The 19982-nt window shown below is 44.4% G+C and carries 17 protein-coding genes; 8 read left to right on the top strand and 9 right to left on the bottom strand.

The features are described from left to right. The first annotated feature begins 1 nt into the window (after nucleotide 1). From B2746_RS19825 to B2746_RS19810, 4 genes are read left to right on the top strand one after another with little or no spacing between them, the layout of a single operon-like run. On the top strand, nucleotides 2-1141 hold the full coding sequence (locus B2746_RS19825) for a cystathionine gamma-synthase (protein ID WP_290798004.1): 1140 nt from the start codon (nucleotides 2-4) through the stop codon (nucleotides 1139-1141). Between the two features lie 3 nt (nucleotides 1142-1144). After that, nucleotides 1145-3106 carry a glycoside hydrolase family 127 protein gene (locus B2746_RS19820; protein ID WP_290798002.1) on the top strand — a complete coding sequence of 654 codons (1962 nt, stop codon included), beginning with the start codon at nucleotides 1145-1147 and terminating at the stop codon, nucleotides 3104-3106. Between the two features lie 27 nt (nucleotides 3107-3133). Then, nucleotides 3134-3946, top strand: a complete 813-nt coding sequence (locus B2746_RS19815) for a TIGR02757 family protein (RefSeq protein ID WP_290798000.1) — start codon at nucleotides 3134-3136, stop codon at nucleotides 3944-3946. Between the two features lie 52 nt (nucleotides 3947-3998). Further along, the gene (locus B2746_RS19810; protein ID WP_290797997.1) at nucleotides 3999-4340 is read left to right on the top strand and encodes a hypothetical protein; all 342 of its coding nucleotides are present in this window, start codon (nucleotides 3999-4001) and stop codon (nucleotides 4338-4340) included. Nucleotides 4341-4396: 56 nt separating this feature from the next. Here the strand turns inward: B2746_RS19810 and B2746_RS19805 are convergent, their stop codons facing one another. Together B2746_RS19805 and paaZ are read right to left on the bottom strand one after the other, a co-directional pair. Then, nucleotides 4397-5179 (bottom strand): enoyl-CoA hydratase/isomerase family protein, encoded by a 783-nt coding sequence (locus B2746_RS19805; protein ID WP_290797994.1) that lies wholly within the window; start codon nucleotides 5177-5179, stop codon nucleotides 4397-4399. A gap of 32 nt (nucleotides 5180-5211) precedes the next feature. After that, entirely contained in the window at nucleotides 5212-7272 is a 2061-nt protein-coding gene (gene paaZ / locus B2746_RS19800; RefSeq protein WP_290797991.1) for a phenylacetic acid degradation bifunctional protein PaaZ, read from the bottom strand. A 57-nt stretch (nucleotides 7273-7329) separates the two neighbouring features. Between paaZ and B2746_RS19795 the strand changes: the two genes are divergently transcribed. Then, nucleotides 7330-7794, top strand: coding sequence for a hypothetical protein (locus B2746_RS19795; protein ID WP_290797988.1), 465 nt, complete (start codon nucleotides 7330-7332; stop codon nucleotides 7792-7794). 1 nt (nucleotide 7795) lies between these two features. Here the strand turns inward: B2746_RS19795 and B2746_RS19790 are convergent, their stop codons facing one another. From B2746_RS19790 to B2746_RS19765, 6 genes are all read right to left on the bottom strand, one after another. After that, nucleotides 7796-8233, bottom strand: coding sequence for a hypothetical protein (locus tag B2746_RS19790; RefSeq protein ID WP_290797985.1), 438 nt, complete (start codon nucleotides 8231-8233; stop codon nucleotides 7796-7798). Nucleotides 8234-8296: 63 nt separating this feature from the next. Next, nucleotides 8297-8662: a glyoxalase gene (locus B2746_RS19785; RefSeq protein WP_290797982.1), complete on the bottom strand. Its 366-nt coding sequence runs from the start codon at nucleotides 8660-8662 to the stop codon at nucleotides 8297-8299. Then, nucleotides 8659-9312: a hypothetical protein gene (locus B2746_RS19780; RefSeq protein ID WP_290797981.1), complete on the bottom strand. Its 654-nt coding sequence runs from the start codon at nucleotides 9310-9312 to the stop codon at nucleotides 8659-8661. The genes B2746_RS19785 and B2746_RS19780 overlap by 4 nt, the downstream gene beginning before the upstream one ends. A 67-nt stretch (nucleotides 9313-9379) precedes the next feature. Then, nucleotides 9380-9934: a Crp/Fnr family transcriptional regulator gene (locus B2746_RS19775; RefSeq protein WP_290797978.1), complete on the bottom strand. Its 555-nt coding sequence runs from the start codon at nucleotides 9932-9934 to the stop codon at nucleotides 9380-9382. An 8-nt stretch (nucleotides 9935-9942) separates the two neighbouring features. Then, nucleotides 9943-10377, bottom strand: coding sequence for an SRPBCC domain-containing protein (locus tag B2746_RS19770; protein WP_290797975.1), 435 nt, complete (start codon nucleotides 10375-10377; stop codon nucleotides 9943-9945). 72 nt (nucleotides 10378-10449) lie between these two features. Next, nucleotides 10450-11025 carry a Crp/Fnr family transcriptional regulator gene (locus B2746_RS19765; protein ID WP_290797972.1) on the bottom strand — a complete coding sequence of 192 codons (576 nt, stop codon included), beginning with the start codon at nucleotides 11023-11025 and terminating at the stop codon, nucleotides 10450-10452. 114 nt (nucleotides 11026-11139) lie between these two features. Between B2746_RS19765 and B2746_RS19760 the strand changes: the two genes are divergently transcribed. Then, nucleotides 11140-13533 (top strand): TonB-dependent receptor, encoded by a 2394-nt coding sequence (locus B2746_RS19760; protein ID WP_290797969.1) that lies wholly within the window; start codon nucleotides 11140-11142, stop codon nucleotides 13531-13533. A 349-nt stretch (nucleotides 13534-13882) separates the two neighbouring features. Here B2746_RS19760 and B2746_RS19755 read toward each other — a convergent pair whose 3' ends face one another. Beyond that, nucleotides 13883-14440 carry a hypothetical protein gene (locus B2746_RS19755; protein ID WP_290797966.1) on the bottom strand — a complete coding sequence of 186 codons (558 nt, stop codon included), beginning with the start codon at nucleotides 14438-14440 and terminating at the stop codon, nucleotides 13883-13885. 235 nt (nucleotides 14441-14675) lie between these two features. Between B2746_RS19755 and B2746_RS19750 the strand changes: the two genes are divergently transcribed. Together B2746_RS19750 and B2746_RS19745 are read left to right on the top strand one after the other, a co-directional pair. Then, nucleotides 14676-17906 (top strand): SusC/RagA family TonB-linked outer membrane protein, encoded by a 3231-nt coding sequence (locus B2746_RS19750; RefSeq protein WP_290797963.1) that lies wholly within the window; start codon nucleotides 14676-14678, stop codon nucleotides 17904-17906. A gap of 24 nt (nucleotides 17907-17930) precedes the next feature. Next, the gene (locus tag B2746_RS19745) at nucleotides 17931-19931 is read left to right on the top strand and encodes a RagB/SusD family nutrient uptake outer membrane protein (RefSeq protein WP_290797959.1); all 2001 of its coding nucleotides are present in this window, start codon (nucleotides 17931-17933) and stop codon (nucleotides 19929-19931) included. Nucleotides 19932-19982: the final 51 nt, after the last annotated feature.

Here is a 19982-nt window from a genome sequence, read left to right as displayed (position 1 = left end):
AATGAAAATAGCTACCAAGTTCATTCATGCCGGTATGGAACCGGATCCTTCAACCGGGGCAATTATGACGCCGGTTTATATGACCTCTACCTATGTGCAGGAAGCCCCCGGTGTAAACAAGGGCTTTGAATATGCACGATCACAGAATCCAACGCGGAAAGCATTGGAAGAAGCGCTGGCAACCATCGAAAACGGTCAGTATGGACTGGCTTTTTCAAGCGGAGTGGCAGCAACGGATGCGGTGTTGAAATTATTATCGCCGGGTGATGAAGTAGTAACAGGAAATGATTTATATGGGGGAACCTATCGCCTGTTTACCAAAGTGTTTGAGCGGTTCGGGATCAGGTTCAAGTATGTGGATATGGGTTCGCTCGAGGCGGTGGAAGCGGCCATGAGTGCAGCTACCAAACTGATCTGGCTGGAAACGCCCACGAATCCATTGATGAATATCGGGGATATTGCGGCCATTTCGAATATCGCAAAAGCAGGCGGGGCCCTGCTTTGTGTGGATAATACCTTTGCTTCACCCTACCTGCAAAATCCGCTGGATATTGGGGCTGATATCGTGATGCATTCGTCTACCAAATACCTGGGTGGACATAGTGATGTGATTCAGGGTGCGCTGGTGGTGAATGATAAAGGATTGTTTGATCAGCTGTATTTTATTCAAAAAAGCTGCGGTGCGGTACCCGGACCGATGGATTGTTTCCTGGTTTTACGGGGTATTAAAACCCTGCACCTGCGTATGCAGCGCCATTGCGAAAACGGCGAAAAAATTGCACATTGGTTAAGAAATCATCCTAAAGTGGGCAAGGTATACTGGTGCGGATTTGAAGATCATCCGGGATATGCCGTGGCAAAAAAACAGATGCGCGGATTTGGAGGCATGATGAGCTTTGAGTTGTCTGACAATTCTGTGGAGGCTGCGAAAAAAGTATTGTCATCGACTCATTTGTTTTCTCTTGCAGAAAGTTTGGGTGGGGTGGAATCGCTGATCAATCATCCGGCTTCCATGACACATGCCTCTATTCCAAGGGAAGAACGCATCAAAAATGGTTTATCTGATTCCCTGATTCGGTTAAGCGTTGGTGTGGAAGATGCGGATGATCTGATAGAAGACCTGGCAAAAGCAATTGGTTAAAATATGATTCAATTTAGACAGTTGGCTGTGGGGTTCCTGCTGGTTCCCTTTTCTGCCATGGCGCAACCATCTTTCCAAAAGTTAAGTCCCGTAAATTTTTCAAAGGTTTCGGTAACGGATAATTTTTGGAAAGGAAGAATGGAGGCAGTTGCCAATGGCACTTTAGATGCCTGCGTTTTATATACAGAAAATAAAACGGGTCGTATCCGGAATTTTGAAAAAGCGGCAATAGGGAACGGTGAGCATGAAGGAATTTATTATGATGATTCCGATGTGTACAAAGCAATTGAAGCCATGGCCTATTCACTGAAGAATCATCCGGATGCGGAAATAGAGAAAAAAGCAGACGACTGGATCCGGAAAATTGCTGCTGCACAATTACCGGATGGTTATTTGAATACCTATTATCAATTAACCGGACTGGATAAGCGCTGGCTGGATATGGAAAGGCATGAGGACTATTGTGCCGGCCACCTGATTGAAGCTGGGATTGCCTATTATAATACTACAGGAAAAAGGGTTTTACTGGATGTGGCAATCCGTTTTGCGGATCATATTGATTCAACTTTCCGGATGGCTGATCGTCCATGGGTTAGCGGCCACCAGGAAATAGAGCTGGCATTAATGCGGCTTTATCATCATACCGGGCAGCGCAGGTATCTGGATTTGGCGCAATGGTTTCTGGAGCAGCGGGGTCGGGGATATGGGAAGGGGAAAATCTGGGAGGAGTGGAAAGATCCGGATTATTGCCAGGATGGAATCCCGGTAAAGGAGCAGAAAGAAATAACCGGCCATGCGGTTCGGGCCATGTATATGTATACGGGTGCTGCGGATGTGGCGGCGGTTACGCGCGATTCCGGCTATATGAATGCCATGCACCGGATTTGGGAAGATGTGGTGTATCGGAATATGTATATCACCGGCGGAATTGGTGCGCAGGGTACCAATGAGGGATTTGGAAAGGATTATGATCTTCCCAATGAAACGGCTTATTGCGAAACCTGCGCTTCAGTTGGAATGGTATTTTGGAATCAGCGGATGAATATGCTCACCGGCGATTCAAAGTATATGGATGTACTGGAGCGAAGTCTGTATAATGCTGCGCTGGATGGCTTGTCTTTACAGGGAGATCGTTTCTTTTATGGTAATCCTTTGGCTTCATCAGGTAACCATCAGCGAAGTGAATGGTTTGGGACAGCTTGTTGTCCGTCTAATATTGCGCGATTGGTTGCCTCTCTTGGTAATTATATATACAGCAGTTCGGAGGATGCGGTTTGGGTGAATCTTTATATTGGAAGTGAGGTGAAGATTCCTGTAAAAAAACAATCGTTGGGCTTATCGATGCAAACGGAATTTCCCTGGAAAGGGACTACCACAATTACTGTTACAGAATCAGGCAGGTTGCCGGTTTCGGTTCGATTAAGGATTCCGGGATGGCTAAGTGCACCTGTTCCGGGTGACCTCTACAGGTATGAAGAAGGTGCCGGAACTTCCTCATTTGAGGTATTAGTAAACGGGCAGCCTGTGAAATTTGCTGAGGAAAATGGATATGCGGTGCTGGTACGTAAATGGAAAAAAGGTGACCGGATTGAAATTAAGACGCCGATGGAAGTGAAGCGGGTTATTAGTCATTCTGGTTTGAAACAAAATGCGGATCGGGTGGCATTGCAATATGGACCATTGGTTTATTGTGTGGAGGGAGCTGATAATGCAAATAAGGCAATGAACTTTGTGTTACCTGCCAGCAGCAAGTTTTCAGTTCAATACGAAGCGGGAAAACTCGGCGGAATAAATACCATCGGCTTTGATGCCAATGTATTTGATGTGGATGCGGAGGGGCAATCGATATCAACTGTACATAAAACCATTACAGCGATTCCTTATTTTGTCTGGAATAACAGAGGGAAAGGGGAGATGCAGATTTGGCTGCCAACCTCTGTTCGGCAATTGAAAATCAATCCCTGATCCTGGCTTGGAACAAAATCAAACAGCGTGGCTGATCGGAAAAAGGAAATTAATCGCTTAAAAGATTTTTTAAATCGGAAAGTGGAGGAATACAACCGGCCTTCTTTTATTGAAGCGGATCCGGTATGTATTCCTCATTTATTTTCTGCGCGGGCGGATATTGAGATTGCCGGATTGTTTGCCGCAGTTTTTGCCTGGGGGAATCGGACTACTATTATTTCCAAGAGCCGGGAGTTGATGGAACGGATGGATATGCGTCCGCATGATTTTATGATGAATCATGGGGAGGAGGATTTGCGGGGATTGTTATCCTTTAAGCATCGTACGTTTAATGCCACCGACCTGCTTTATTTTGTGGAAGTATTGAAGCAGCATTATTCAATGCATGCCTCACTTGAACCGGCTTTTTTACGAGGAATGGACGCCCATGATAAGGATATGACCGGGGGTTTGAATGGATTTTATGGCTACTTTTTTGATGGAGTTTGGGCTGGGGTTCCGGATGCTTTTGAGATACCTGCCCGCACCCGAAAGCATATTGCGGCGCCTTTCCGTGGTTCTACCTGCAAGCGGTTGAATATGTACCTGCGGTGGATGGTGCGTCCGGCGGATGGTGGGGTGGATTTTGGCTTATGGACTTCGATTTCGCCATCGCAGTTGGTGATTCCGATTGATTTGCATGTTGCTCGGGTGGCGAAACGGTTTGGGCTTTTACAGCGGGATGCTATCGACTGGCAGGCTGCGCTTGAGCTTACCGCCTGGCTCCGCCGGCTCGACTCCTCCGATCCTGTCAAATACGACTATGCGCTCTTTGCTCTCGGCGTCATCGAAAAGTTTTAACTTCCCTTTCCACCCGACCGGTGGCACCGGTCGGGTGGAAAATCTGCAGGTTATGGAAGATGATAAATTAACAGAGCAGGGGGAACTGCAAGCACTGCAAAAGGAGTTGGAGGGGATGGTTCCGTTGGTTCAAACAAACAACTGGGCTGAGCTTCGGTCAGCACTGGCTGTTTGGGTAAATGAGCTGATTCAACACGATATGCAGGAATTGATTCGTATCCTTTACCGGATCGATATCAGTGAACCTAAATTAAAATTTCTGCTGAAGGAAAAAGTGGGAGAGGATGCTGCACTTATAATTGCAGACCTCATCATCGAACGACAGCTCCAGAAAATAAAAACCCGGCAGCAGTTTCAGCAACCGCCACCGGAGGATGATGAAGATCGCTGGTAAACTTTTCACCCGACCGGTGGCACCCGACCGGTACGACCGGTCGGGTGAATGGAAGATCAAACAGTAACGGCCTTGGCCTTGAATTTTTCGATGGCTGAGCGGGTAAAGGAGCTTAAAACGAGACGACCGCTGATAGCGGCGCGTTCGGTCAGCAGCTGATCCCAGTGATCGGTACCTTTCCAGAACATTTTTTTCATTTCCAGCATCGCATCGGGTGAAGATGCTGCCAGCGTGGTGGATAAACGGAAAACCGACTCGTCCAGCCCTTCTGTAGTTGGATGTAATTCAGCAAAGAGGCCCTTTCGACGAGCCCAATCGCCATTGCGCCACATGGTAGCATCAATGGCCAGTTGAGAAAAAGCGGAGGTGCCGATTTTACGTTCAACAGCCGGACCAACTACAAACGGACCGATACCAACAGCCAGTTCGCTTAATTTCACTTCAGCCCCTTCGAGCGCAATAGCGTAATCACAGGCCGCGGCCAGTCCAAGTCCTCCGCCCACACATTTACCCTGAATTCGGCCAATAATCAGCACGGGAACTTTGCGCATGGCATTGATGACCTGCGCAAATCCATTAAAGAAAGCCTGGCCTTCTTCCGGAGTTTTAATGGTCATCAGTTCATCAAAGGAAGCGCCGCCACAAAAGGCTTTCTCGCCCGCGGATTTCAATACAATAACACGTACTTCTTTATTATGTCCGGCTGAGTGAATTTCTTTTGCCAACTCATGTAATAACTTTCCCGGCAGGGAATTTCCCTGCGGATGAAAAAACTCAATAGTTGCAATGCCTTTATGAATTTCGGCCTGTACATAGCCGCCCTGAACTTCATGCATCATAGATTCCTATTTTAATTTTATTAAACGCGGTCTTATTTGTTTGGTTCATCGGATTTCTTTTGAACCATTGTTAAAATTGTAGCGATGGCGACCTGCTCTCCCGTTTCATCCATCACTTCCACCATCCATTTAACGATCCCTTTAAGCAAATCGGTATCCAGTTTTTTCTCCTGTTCAATTTTTTCTTTACAGGTAAAGCGCACCTGAATCGTTGATCCGGCATAAACCGGTTTCACAAATCGTAATTCATCAATGCCATAATTCAAGAGTACAGGGCCTTTAGCACTGCTGTCTACAAATAAGCCGGCAGCAGCACTCAATACAAAATATCCATGGGCAACCGGTTTTTCAAACAGGGTTCCTTCAAGGGAAGTATGATCGGTATGGGCGTAAAAATGATCCCAACTTAAGTTAGCAAAATTTACGATGTCTGCCTCGGTCACGGTGCGTTTTCCTGTTAATAATTGATCGCCAATTTCCAATTCTTCAAAATATTTACGGAATGGATGTACCCGGTCTTCCTTACCTGCTGCGCCTGCCTGATATACTTGTGTAATAGCCGTGATCATATCCGGACTACCCTGCACGGCCACACGCTGCATATAATGTTTGACTCCTCTAACTCCACCCATTTCTTCACCACCTCCTGCCCTACCCGGACCGCCGTGCACCAACAGTGGCAGAGGGGATCCATGTCCGGTTGACTCCTTTGCGCATGCCTGGTTCAGTACCAGTATCCGGCCGTGCCAGGGACCTGCACCCAGTACATAATCACGGGCCAGTGAAGGATTACTTGTAACAATCGAGCTAACCAGGGAGCCTTTTCCCATCCGCGATAAAGCCACGGCCTCCTCAGCAGTTTTATACGGCATAATGGTGCTAACCGGCCCAAAAGCTTCCACTTCATGCGATGCGGTATTCCGAAAAGGCTGCTCGTTCACCAATAAAAGTGGACTTATAAAGGCACCTTTAGCGGGATCAGCATCAATCAGTTCCACGCTATCCAACGAACCATATACAAGCTGCGATCCGGCCAATAATTTGCTTACCTGCTCCAGCACTTCAGATTTTTGTGTTTGTCCCGCTAGCGCCCCCATGCGCACTTTATCATTTTTAGGGTTACCGATGGTGGTTTGTTTCAATGCAACGGCAACAGCCTGCCAAACTGCTTCCATTTTTGCTTCCGGAACAAAAATCCGTCGGATAGCGGTGCATTTTTGACCGGCTTTCACCGTCATTTCTTTCCGCACTTCTTTTATAAAAACCTCCCAATCAGGAGATCCCGGTTCTACGTCCTGTCCAAGTATGATACAATTGAGTGAGTCGGCTTCCATATTAAATGGAACGGATTCGCGCAAAATGGCCGGGTGCGATTTCAGTTTCAATCCCGTTGCAGCCGAACCGGTAAAGGTCACCACGTCCTGCGACTGAACATGATCGAGCAGATCACCTGCTGAGCCGCAGATTAATTGGAGAGCGCCATCGGGAAGAATACCAGAGGAAACAATAGATCGAACAACGGCTTCAGTAAGGAAGCTCGTAACGGTAGCGGGTTTTACGATAGCCGGCATACCGGCCAGCCAGTTGACAGCTACTTTTTCAAGCATACCCCAAACCGGAAAATTGAATGCATTGATATGGATGGCCACACCTTCTTTTGGAACCAGTAAATGTGTACCCATAAAACTGGAAGCTTTGCTGAGGTTATGGCTTTCGCCATCAACGGCAAAGGTCTGGTTGGGAAATTTGCGGCGGAGGGAGGCATAAGAAAAGAGATTACCGATTCCACCTTCCAGATCGATCCAGCTATCGGCTTTGGTGGCGCCGGTCTGATAAGAGATTTCATAAAATTGGGGTAACTCTTTCTGAAGGTGTTGCGCCAGCGCACGCAGCATGCGACCTCTCTTATGAAAGGTCATTTTCCGCAGGGCAGGATTTCCAACAGAACGGGCATACTCGGCCATTGCCCTGAAATCAAGTCCTTTGGAACTGGCCTGAAAAAGGGCTTCACCAGTAACGGCATGGAAAAGTGTTTGTCCCTCTCCATCACCGGTGATCCATTTTCCGCCAATAAAATTTTCCAGTTTATTCATAGCAAGCATTTGTTCTTGCAAAATAGGGCATATTTGCACTATCGAAAACTACATTGTATGAAAGCGATCCTTCTTTTAGCCTCGGGAATATTAGTTTTAACTGCCTGCAATAATAGTAGTGATGAGCATGCCGGCCATCGAATGGATGGATTTTCTGCTACTGCAAAAACGCCGGAAGACAGTCTGTTTAAACTGGTAATGGAGGGGCATGATGTGGGTATGGCTAAGATGGGCAAAATCAAGGAAGCGCAGAAACTGGCTCAGGCAGCATTGGATAGTTTGAATAAAACTACAGGAGCCGGCAAGGAAGCCCTGCAGCAGACATTAATGGATGTACAGGAAGATCTGAACTATGCCGAATACAGCATGAATACCTGGATGGAAGAGTTTAATGTAGACTCTGCTAAAGATAATCAGGAGGTTCGCCTTAGCTACCTCAAATCAGAACAGGAAAAAGTGGACAAAGTAAAAGGTGCTATTCTGGAAAGTTTACGGGTAGCGGATTCTTTGTTTAAGAAGTAAACTATTTTTCAGACAGAATTCGTTTATACTCAGCATAGGTTCCATAATCGAGCGCAGCGCAACCACCATAAAAAATTACCGTATCATCAGATTTGAATTCAAACCGACGGGTATCGGAGGACGTTTGATCGTAGGTTATTCTTGGCAAACTGGTATCCAGACATTCTCCTTCCCGGGCAGGTGAAATTTCATCAATGTAGTACATGCCCGTTTTAGTGAGCTGATTATTGGAATAAAGGCGGTATTCAGTTTCAGTGAAAACAAGGCGGTTACCATTGCCGGGACTATAATTACTTCCGGGAACCATACCTGATTGAGCGGATCGGAGTTCCCAGGTACCGATGATTTTATCTACTTGTGTGGATTTGCCTGATTTATTACAGGAAGAACATGCAGCCAGGGTGATTGTAATTATAATTGAATGAAAGAAATATTTCATGGCAGGCTTTTACTGGATGACCCATATTGCCCGCCGTACGTTGCGTAGAATTAATGTACGCACTCATTTTTTAAAAGTCCCGAAATGCCATAAAATACCTGAGGGGTCGTGGAGAAAACATTCATTGCCCCAATCATTGTATCGGATGGGCGAAAGTTTTGACTCCGGATATTTTTCCTTCAGATTGAGTTTGGATAAATGTTGAAAATAAGCTTCTACATTTTCAACTTCTACAAAAACCATGGTATTGTCTACCCAGTCTTTTACGTAGGCATTTTGCAGGTAAAAGGCCAGTGCATCAAATTTAATAACCGATAAATTGGGGTCGAGCAGGGTTTCTTCAAAACCCAGATCACGGTAAAATTGACGCGACCGTTCAAAATTAAGAGAGCCGATAAAGGGCCGGATGGATTTGGTTTGTAAACTCATTCTTCATACGTTTTATTGATAGTGAAATTGATGAGAAAATAAGCAGATATAAGAATCCAGCTTACAATTCCTGCAACATAGATCGTGAAGCCGGTAACACTGATAAAATTAAGCTGTAAAAAAGCAGCTACCAGCGAAATAAGAACTAATAAAATCCCCCAATAACCCAGCCATTTCGGAAATTTCATGGTTTTAACCATGCCAAAGGACCAGATAAGCATTGCGATCGTATAACCCCCAATAAAAGTATAGGCAAGTGCGGCATTTATGGTTAGTCCGTATTGAATGATTAAAAGAACAGTTTCTCTTGCAGGTCCTGTTGTATTGGATTGTTGGAGAACATAGAGAGGAAGTACGATTCCATTAAGAAGGGCAGCCAGTAGTACAGCCATTAGTGCAAATACGGAAAAGCCTAGTCCGAGAATAGATAACCTGGACCTCGTAATTAGGGCTGTTGCCAAACCATAAAATCCGAAACATGTAAAAACAGTACTTAAGACACCAATTGAATGAGAAAGGAGGGCCATGCGGGATATTTTCACAATATGGTCCATATCGCCTCCCGAAGGATGTAAAACCATTGTTAGCACCATTAGGGATGCACCGATTAATAGCGAGTAACCAGACAGCTTACCGAACTCTTTTTCCATGATATTTATTTGCAACAAATCTATAGGGTGCTGGTCGGATCATCCCTTGATTCAAATCAAGAAGCGATTATTTGGCAAATTTCTCTCTCACTCTGCTTAAGGTTTCAGGTGTAATTTTTAAATAGGAGGCAATCATCTTTAAGGGAAAGGCCAGGAGTAATCCGGGGCGATTATCCAGTACAAACCGGTATTTTTCACCCGGACTTAATTGGTTATCGAACAATTGAATTCGTGAATGGGCAGGCTCCAATAGTTTAGCAAGTTGAAAGAAAACAGGTGATTGTTTAATAAGATCATGCATGGCATGAACGGTCAATTCGTAGATGGTTGCATCAGCAAATGCCTGAATAAAGGTTTCCGATGGCTGTTGTCGTACGAAGCTTTGTGGGTTAAGCATCCATTCGTTTGCAAGATGCAGATCGATGATCTGCTGGTCAATTTCATCTTTAATTTTGTATTGGATAAAGGAGCCCGAACTGATAAAATATAAGGACTGACAAATGGAACCTTCTTGCAGTAAAAATTCATTTTTGAATATTTTTCTCTCCTGAACAGCTACACTGAACAGCTTCATTTCATAGTCTGTAAAATTCCCAAATTGTTGAATGATATCTGACTGCATGTGTAATATTACAACGATTCCACTCTTTCTTTAAGCGCCTGATTCATTTTCACGAAATTATTCCGGGTATCATTACCGATTTTTTTAAGAATATAACCGCTTAATAGTCCACTGAAACGTTCTGAATGAATCAGTTTAACCTGCCCGTTGCCTGCATCTTCCAGTTTGAAAGAGTGAAGACCATCAAACAATCCTTTGAAAAAAAGGGATCCCAACCAGGAAAAGGATTCGCCCCGCTCAACTGTTAACAGGACTGGGTTAAACTGGTATTTTTTACCACCATTTAACAACGTATTTTTTAGACGGGTTCCCTCTGTAACATGGCCTTCAATCTGCACAATAAATGGATTCCATTCCGGATAAGAAGCAAAATCAGTTAGCACCTTCCATACTTTTTCCTTTGTGCCATTAAGGATGATCTCCGTTTTAATTTCTTTGTTCATATAACCTGATTTGATGAAACAAAACTAATATGGAACCGAGGCTCAACTCATTAACTTTTGTAAAGAAAAGAATCAGGGGTGCTGCAGCCTTTTCCTTATCCGACTCAGTGAAACAGGAGTAATTCCAAGAAAGGAAGCAATCATATGATGCGGTACCCGAAGCAGGAGATCTCCATTGGCAGCTTCGAATTTTTTCCAGCGCTCTTCCGGACTGTCAAGGATATAGGAAGAGAGAATCAGCTGAGCATTGATAAAACGCTGTTCCGCAATTTTGCGCGAAAGTGTTTCCATTTTAGGTACTTTTTTATAAAGTCTTTGGAGATTATCATAGGTGATGACCAGTAAATCAGAATCTTCAAGGGCTTCGAGTCCCTGTATACTGGGAGCCTGTCGGAGAAAACTGTCATAAGAACCGGAGAATAAATGTTCGCGAAAAATAAAGGCAGTGATGTCCTCGCCATCTTTTGTGTAATATAATCGAAGCAGCCCTTTATTTATGAAATAAAGTTCCCTTGCAATTTTTCCATTGGCGATTAGTGTGAATTTTTTGGGTACCTGTCGAAAGCTGAAATAAGTTTCTATTAGTTGTTTATCCTCCCTGGTGAAAGAAACAAGCGGAGAACAATATTGAAAAAACGATTGGAACATAAATAAGTTTGACCTGTTCTATTGCATTTCAACCAAAATTTTCGGCACTTCATGCTGTTTTGGGCATTTCCAAAGTTGTTGCCTGAACATCTTTGCGGGATGAATGATCTATCGATGATAAACCTTATCCCCAAATCTACGTATAGCATTCAGGATCACCTTAAACGGAAAGCTGTTTTTCTGTTTTTCCTGATGCATTTAGTTTCGTTTGCGGCAATTGGACAGCAGCAGGTTCAGACTCTGCGCGGCAGGGTACTTGATCAGCAATCCAAAAACGGAATAGCCGATGTTTCAGTTTCAATTGCAGGCACAGCATTAGGATCAATAACCGACAATTCCGGCGCATTTTCGATTTTCAATATACCTCTGGGAAGGATCACGGTTCAGGTCTCTCATATTGGGTATGAACCGGGCCAGCTGCAGAATATTGTAATGGAAGCCGGAAAGGAGACGCTGATCACAATAGAAATGATGGAGCGCCTTGATGTAACCCAGGACAGTGTGTTGGTGCTGGCTAAAAAAGAGAAATTGACCAGTCGCCAAATGGCTACCGTAAGTGCGGCCGAATTTAATGCAGAAGATACCCGACGTTTTGCCGGAAGCCGGAACGATATTGCCCGGATGGCTTCCAATTTTGCCGGTGTAAACAGTGTAAATGATGGCAGAAATGATATCATTATCCGGGGGAATTCGCCACTTGGATTACTTTGGCGGTTGGAAGGAGTTGATATTCCCAATCCCAATCACTTCGGTAGTTTGGGAGCAACCGGAGGTCCGGTTGGCATGCTGAATAACAATGTTATTGGCCAGTCTGCCTTTTACACCGGGGCATTTCCGGCGCAGTTTGGGAATGCTACAGCAGGGGTATTTGATCTGAATTTGCGCAAAGGGAATAACCACAAAAAAGAATTCACGGCCCAGGTTGGTTTTAATGGATTGGAATTGGGAGCGGAAGGGCCATTTAGTAAGAAGAGTAAAGCCTCTTATTTGATATACTACAGGTACAGTATACCCGGATTAATAAGTTCACTTGGCCTGGATGTAGGCACAGGTGCGGCAATACCTGCCTATCAGGATATCAGTTTGAAAATTGATCTGCCTACTAAAAAAGCGGGACAATTCAGCCTGTTCGGTATGGGTGGTTCCAGTAATATCGATTTCAAAGGCGATCTGAAGGATACCAGCAATTTTTATAATGATCCCTACAGCAATTTGTATAATAGCTCCAAAATGGGAGTAATCGGATTAAAACATACCTATTTTTTCAATAGCAGTACCTCCTCCATATTCACAGTGGCAGCAACGGGAAGCCAGGTAATAACCCGCCAGGATTCTCTGGATACAGATCGGATTCCGCATAAAAATTATAGAGAAGATGGTCGGGAATGGCGTTATGTTGCCAGTTTGGTTATCAATAAAAAGTTTTCTGCAAAAGATCGGTTGATGGCGGGTGTTACTGCTGATCAATTGCATTATAATTATTCGGATAGCATTCGCGATTGGCAACATGGTTTCATCCCATTTTTGCAGGAAAGGAATCAAACTGTTTTGCTGAGAGCCTATCTTCAATGGCAACATCGGTTTAACACAAAACTTACACTAAACAGCGGGCTATATACGCAATACCTTGCATTGAATAAAAAATCATCCGTTGATCCCAGACTTGGTTTGCGCTATGCAATTCGAAACAATTCTGCGTTAACGCTTGCTTACGGTGGCCATAGCCAGATACAATCGCTGATGACCTATTTTCATGAGACCCTGGTTAATGGTGGCTATATCCAAACAAACAAGGACCTTGGTTTTACAAAAAGCCATCATCTTGTTGCAGGCTGGGAGCATTCCCGTAATAACTGGAAATATAAGCTGGAGGGGTATGGACAATTTTTGAATAATGTACCGGTGGAGCGCCATGCATCAGATTGGTCTGCTCTGAATATTGGTGCTGGTTATGGAGCAGGATTGGAAGACAGTTTGGTTAATAAGGGTTCCGGATATAATTATGGATTGGAGTTGACTGCTGAAAAGCCATTTTCTAAAGGATATTATGTACTGGGGACCTTATCCCTGTATGACTCAAAATACAAGGGCAGTAATGATGTTCAGCATAATACGGTGTTTAATGGATCCTATCTATTGAATCTGCTGGGTGGAAAAGAATGGCGCCTGAATGATATGCATACCATTGCAGTTGATTTTAAAGGGGTGTTTGCCGGAGGAAAGCGGTATACTCCTATTGATGTGGATGCATCCCGTGAGGCGGGATCGGCAATTTATGAGGAGGCCCGTTCTTTTGAGTTGAAGACAAAGGCCTATTATCGTATGGACCTGAAACTCAGTTACCGGATGAATAATAAAAAATTCATGCAGGAGTTTTTTGTTGATTTTCAGAATATAACGAATCGGAAAAATGTGTTCAGTCAATGGTATGACAGCAGATCAGAAAAAATCCGTACACAGCATCAGTTAGGCTTCTGGCCCAATTTTAATTATCGGATTCAGTTTTAATCCTTTTTTGGATACGGCTCAATGATACCGGGGGTATCCGCAGGAAGGAAGCAATCATATGATGGGGTAGCTGAAGTAGGAGATCACCGTGGTTGGACTCAAATTTCTTCCAGCGTTTTTCGGGATTATCAGGAATCTATGAAGACAAAATCGTTTTCATTAGAATAACATATGCTAAGCAGCCCCTTGTTAATGAAATACAACTCTCTGGTAATTTTGCATGTTTGGATGGGTGTGAACTTTCTGGGTACCTGCCTGACACTAAATTAGCGTTTAATTATATTCGGGTCTTCTCTTGTGATATACACCAGTTTTGCGCTAAACTTAAATAATTAAGAAAACATACTGATTATTTTTCTACAGCGTATTCTTTCAATTGATCGAGTTCATTTTTAATAACAGTTTCCCATTTTTCCTGTGCTGCCAGATCCGTACCTGCCTTGGTTTCCTGATCGTATACCAGCCTGCGTTTCGAATAGGCATTGGTATAAGTTTCATTGAGTACATCTACAAAAGAAAGTCGCTTGATTTTGGGTTTGTTATCGTACAAGGCTTTTCTGAATTGGCGTACATACACTTCACAGAGATCGAAGGAAGTTTGCTGATACCTCAAAGCCTGTTGCACATCCTGGGTGGTATCAATCCAGGATTCGCTGCGAATGAATTCATTCAGGACACGTTTGTTCAGGTTGGAGGAGAACAACTCTTTGCCTCCGATTTTGTAGGTAATCGAAAACACTGCATTTGAAGAAGGTTCTTTAGGACCGGCTGTTTTTATTTGAAAGTCGGCGAAATGCAATTTTTGAGCAGAACTCCACAAAAGCTTATCAGTTTTCGACTCCTGTGCCTGCAAAAGACCTGTTGAAATCATCAAAACACTACATATTACCACAACCAATACGTTCATTTTATTGATTTTAGAGAAAATAAGAATAGTCAAAAATTTACGCAAACGATTGATGTTATCTAGACTTTAACAGAAGCTTGAAATTATTTAACTTTCCGATAATGTAATACATAATAATTTCTATTTTGTTGATTGATTCATAAAAAGCCGCCCTGTGTAAGAGACAGGACGGCCGGATTTTAGAATCGCTATTGATAACTAAAACGCAACCAAAATTATGCAAAACATTGTTTGCATGAGCACCTCCCCGCGTGGGAGAACGCTACGCCATTCGCTGCTTTACTTGAAAATGCTGCCTCTTCTTGTTTGTGGTTCGCCACTGATCCTGCAGGCAGCACCTCCGGAAACCTATTCAGATGTGATTCGATTTGCTGAAATCAGCGGTACAGTTACCGACGAGGAAGGCAATCCCCTGGCAGACGTTTCTGTGACGGTGATTGGGAAATCAGGTGGTACTTCCACAGACGCATTTGGTCGATTCACCATTCCTGCACAACCAGGTGATGTGCTGGAGTTTTCTATCATCGGTTATGGAAAATCCACCGTCAAAATTTCCGATCCTACACAATCTGTAGTAACCCGGCTAAAAAAACAAACCAATACGCTTGATGATGTAGTGGTAGTGGCCTATGGTACACAGAAGAAAGTTAATCTGACAGGATCGGTATCTACCATCAATGCAAAATCGCTGGAAGCCAGGCCTGTGCAGAATATGGGGCAGGCGCTACAGGGGATGATACCCGGACTCAATTTGCAGGTTGGGGGTTTAGGCGGAGAACTTAACAATACCATGAGTTTTAATATTCGTGGAGGTGGTACCATCGGCAATACCAGCTCCTCTCCGCTTGTTTTAATTGATGGAATGGAAGGTAACCTCAATGCCATCAACATGCAGGATGTGGAAAGCATTTCGGTATTGAAAGACGCATCGGCGTCTGCTGTATATGGTTCCCGGGCAGCTTTTGGAGTTGTATTGATTACAACCAAAAAAGGAAAGGCTGGTAAACCTACATTGAATTACAACAATAACTTCCGCTGGACAAAACCGATTGGGCTACCGGATATGCTGGATTCCTACAAGTTTGCACTTTACTGGAATGAAGCAGCCGCCAATGATGGGGAAGCACCCAAATTTGATGAAGAAGTACTGAATCGAATTGTTGCGTATCAAAAAGGGGAGATCGACTATGCAACGGTACCCAATGCCAACGGAGATCGCTGGCAGATGTATACCGGTTCTCATGCTAACACCGATTGGTTCAAAGAGCAATATAAACCAGCTGCTTTTGCCCAGCAGCATGCACTCAACCTGAGTGGCGGGAACGATATGGTTACCTATCTCTTCAGTGGCAGCTATCTTGATCAGGATGGTTTAAGCCGGCATGCTAAAGATGGATTCCAGCGTTACACACTTACTGGTAAGCTGAATATGAAACTGAACCAGTACATCAAACTGAATTATACCAGCCGTTATATCCGGGAAGACTATCAGAAAGCGAGTCATATGTTTGATTTATTCTATCATAACATAGCGCGCAGATGGCCTACCGTTCCGGCGAAAGATCCAAATGGTTACTGGACGGATGCGAGTGAGATCGCTCAGCTTGAACAGGGTGGAAGAACCATGGATCAGACCGACTGGTTGTACCAGCAGGCGCAGTTAGTGATCACACCAGCAAAAGGCTGGAACATTGTGGCCGATGGGAACTTCCGTATCACGAATAATAACTGGCATCAGAATTACAAGCCTGCTTATTCTTATGATGTTAGTGGAAATCCATTTCCATTGGCTGTGGGCTGGAATTCAGCCAATTACACTTCCGCTGCTGAATACAACAACAAAGGCAACTATTTCAACACGAATATCTATTCCGATTACGAATTCAAACTGAAGCAAGATCACTCCTTCAAAATGATGGCTGGTTTCAATTCTGAGTTAAATAAGTACAGAACAATCAGTGCAAGCCGAAATGGATTGATTTCTCCTGACATTCCGGTATTGAACCTGGCAGTTGGTGAAAACCGGGGTATTGGAGGTGAATACCAGCATTGGTCAACTGCAGGCTTTTTCGGAAGGATCAATTACAATTACAAAAGCCGCTATCTGCTGGAAATCAATTCCCGTTATGATGGCACTTCCAGATACATGCGCGACAAGCGCTGGAACTTCTTCCCTTCAGCATCTGTGGGCTGGAATGTTGCAGAAGAAAAATTCTGGTTCCTGGATAAAGTAGATGTTTTCAAGGTACGCGCTTCCTTTGGAGAGCTGGGTAACCAGAATACCAATAGCTGGTATCCCTTTTATCTGACACAACCAGTAGGAGTGAACAATGGAGGCTGGCTGATCAATGGGGAACGTCCGAATACAGCCAGTGCACCCGGACTTATTTCTACCTTCCTCACCTGGGAACGAGTACAGACCTGGAACTATGGCCTTGATCTGGGTATGCTGAACAATCGCCTGCAGGTGAATTTTGACTATTTCATCCGCAAAACATTTGATATGGTGGGGCCTGCACCGGAACTGCCAGTTACGCTTGGCACTTCTGTTCCTCAGATCAATAATACGGATATGGAGTCTTATGGATTTGAACTGGAAGCTACCTGGAGAGATCGTATAGGCAAACTGAATTATTCTCTAAGGGCAGTCCTGGCAGATGATCAACAGCGGGTAACACGATATCCGAATGCATCAGGCTCACTGGCCAATTGGTATGATGGCAGAAAAGTGGGTGAAATCTGGGGCTATACCACTATCGGTATTGCACAGACGAAAGAGGAAATGGACGCACACCTTGCGAAAATCAAGCAGCCAATGGGTGGCAACTGGCAATCTGGCGATATCATGTATGCAGACCTGAACGGCGATGGGAAAGTGGATGGCGGATCCAATACACTTGCAGACCCGGGTGATCGGAGAATTATCGGTTCTTCAGCTCCCAGGTACAGATACAGCTTTGATATCGGTGCCGACTACCAGGGCTTTGATCTGAGAATCTTCCTGCAGGGTGTTGGTAAACGCGACTGGATGCCCAATGGTCCTTATTTCTGGGGAGCCAGTGGCGGTATGTGGCAGTCTGCCGGTTTTGAAACCCATATGGATTATTTCCGCGATGAAAACTCTACAATGGTACAGGCTGGTGTAGCTGGTGTCAATGCGAACTCCTATTTCCCGCGTCCCTATTTTAATACAGGAAAAAATCAGCAAACACAAACCAGGTATCTGCAGAACGCGGCTTATATGAGAGTGAAAAATATTCAGGTAGGATATACATTGCCCAAACAAACACTTAGCCGACTGGGAATTAGTAACCTCCGCATTTTCGTTTCTGCAGAGAACATGCTCACGTTTACCAAGATGATCAAAACCTTCGATCCTGAAACAGTTGCGCTGAGTGGCTGGAACGATGGAAAAACCTATCCGCTTGCTAAGGTTATCTCCTGTGGCCTGAATGTGAATTTTTAATGCTGATCCGGAAAAAGAAACATCATGAAACAATCAATTTTAAGTATAAAGAAATCAGGTATAATAGCCCTGCTGGCCTTGTCTGCGACAGCCTGTAATAAATTTACAGATCGTCCGCCGCTGTCAAATATCACACCAGATCAATATCTTTTAAGGGAAGCTGACCTTGCTGCGTATACAGTTACCCGCTATAATTTCCCAACTCACAGTGGATGGGGACCAGGTACCCATAGCTTTGACAACCATACCGATAATCAGGCTACCAGTGGTGCTGCTACCCGTTGGGCACCGGGCGAATGGAGGGTGCCGCAGGATGGAGGAAGCTGGAATTTTGGAAATATCAGGCAACATAATTACTATCTCGAAACAGTTGTACCGAGATGGAAGTCCGGGGTGCTGAGTGGCAATGCAGCTGCTATCACTCATTATATTGGAGAAGGCTATTTCCTGAGAGCCTATGAATATTTCGATAAGGTTCAGGCATTCGGAGATTTTCCCATTATTAAACAAACACTCCCTGATGTAAGAGAGGCCTTAGTGGAAGCTTCCAAACGGAAGCCGCGCAATGAGGTAGCACGTTTCATACTGAGTGATCTGGATTCTGCTATCTCACTGCTAAGTGTAACTGCACCACAGGGAGCTAAAAATCGCCTGAATAAAAATGCAGCGCTACTTTTCAAATCAAGAGTTGCATTACATGAAGCAAGCTGGTTAACCTATCATAAAGGTACAGCGCAGGTGCCAGGCGGACCAGGCTGGCCCGGAACAGGAAAAGTGGAGAATTTCACTATCAATATTGATTCTGAAATTGATTTTTTCCTTACGCAGGCCATGGATGCTGCCTCCCAGGTAGCGGATGCAGTACAGCTGGTGAGCAACACGAAGGATGAGGGGTACAATTCTTCATCCAACCCTTATTTCAAAATGTTTGGTGATATGAATCTGGGTGGTTATTCGGAAGTGTTGCTTTGGAGAGCTTATGATGCAAGCAAGGGAATCAATCATAACGTTGGACATTATGTAAATCAGAATGGTGGCAACACCGGATTTACAAGAGGCTTAGTGGATAATTTTCTAATGGCAAACGGACTTCCAATATATGCTGTAGGATCGGGATACCAGGGGGATGATATGGTTAATGATGTGAAGGTTGGAAGAGATAATCGGTTACAGCTCTTTATGAAGGTTCCGGGTGAATTGCGTTTTACGGATAAACAATTATCTGGTGGAACGCCTATTTTAGAAGGAAATCCGGATATCATAGGATTGGCTGAAACCCGCTACGTAACTGGCTATGCATTGAAAAAAGGCATGTCCTATTTGTCGGCACAGGCTGAAGGTAATGTGGGAGCAACCGGAAGTATTGTATTTCGGGCTGCAGAAGCCTACCTCAACTACATTGAAGCATCCTATATGAAAGAAAAGACCATAAATGGTAAAGCTGATCAGTACTGGCGTGCCTTGCGCAACCGGGCAGGAGTAAATCCGGATTATATGACTACCGTAGCGGCAACTGATATGACTGAGGAAGCTAAAAATGATTTCGGGGCATACTCTGCGGGTCAGCTTTTAAATGATCCCATTCTCTATAATATCCGAAGAGAAAGAAGGTCGGAGCTGATTGCTGAAGGTATGCGCTATTTTGATTTGAAGCGCTGGCGTGCATTGGATCAGTTAAAATCACAGCCCTATCATATTGAAGGCTTCAAGGTTTGGGGACCAATGCAGGACTGGTATGATAATCCAGGTACCGGAGAATCGCGGCTGATTGAAGCAGGTACACCTGGAAGAACCGCCAATGTTTCCAAAAAATCAGAGAGTGAGTATCTGCGTCCGTATCGGGTGAATCTGACATCCAGTAATTTTTGGGTGGAAGGTTATAAATGGGCTTATGCACATTATCTTGAACCCATCGCTATAAATCATTTTCTGCAGTCGGCGCAAACGCAGGGAGAAACCGGAAGTTCAGTTATTTATCAAAACCCGGGTTGGCCAATGGAGGCTAATGTAGGCGCAATAGAATAAAGAAGGTCAGTTAGCAGTCGTTTTTTTCTTGCAGACAGGAGCCGGTTATTT

This window comes from Flavihumibacter sp. UBA7668 (assembly GCF_002483205.1).
Classification (GTDB): domain Bacteria; phylum Bacteroidota; class Bacteroidia; order Chitinophagales; family Chitinophagaceae; genus Flavihumibacter.
The sequence above is the reverse complement of the archived record's forward strand: the minus strand, read 5'-3'. Positions and strand labels throughout refer to the sequence as shown.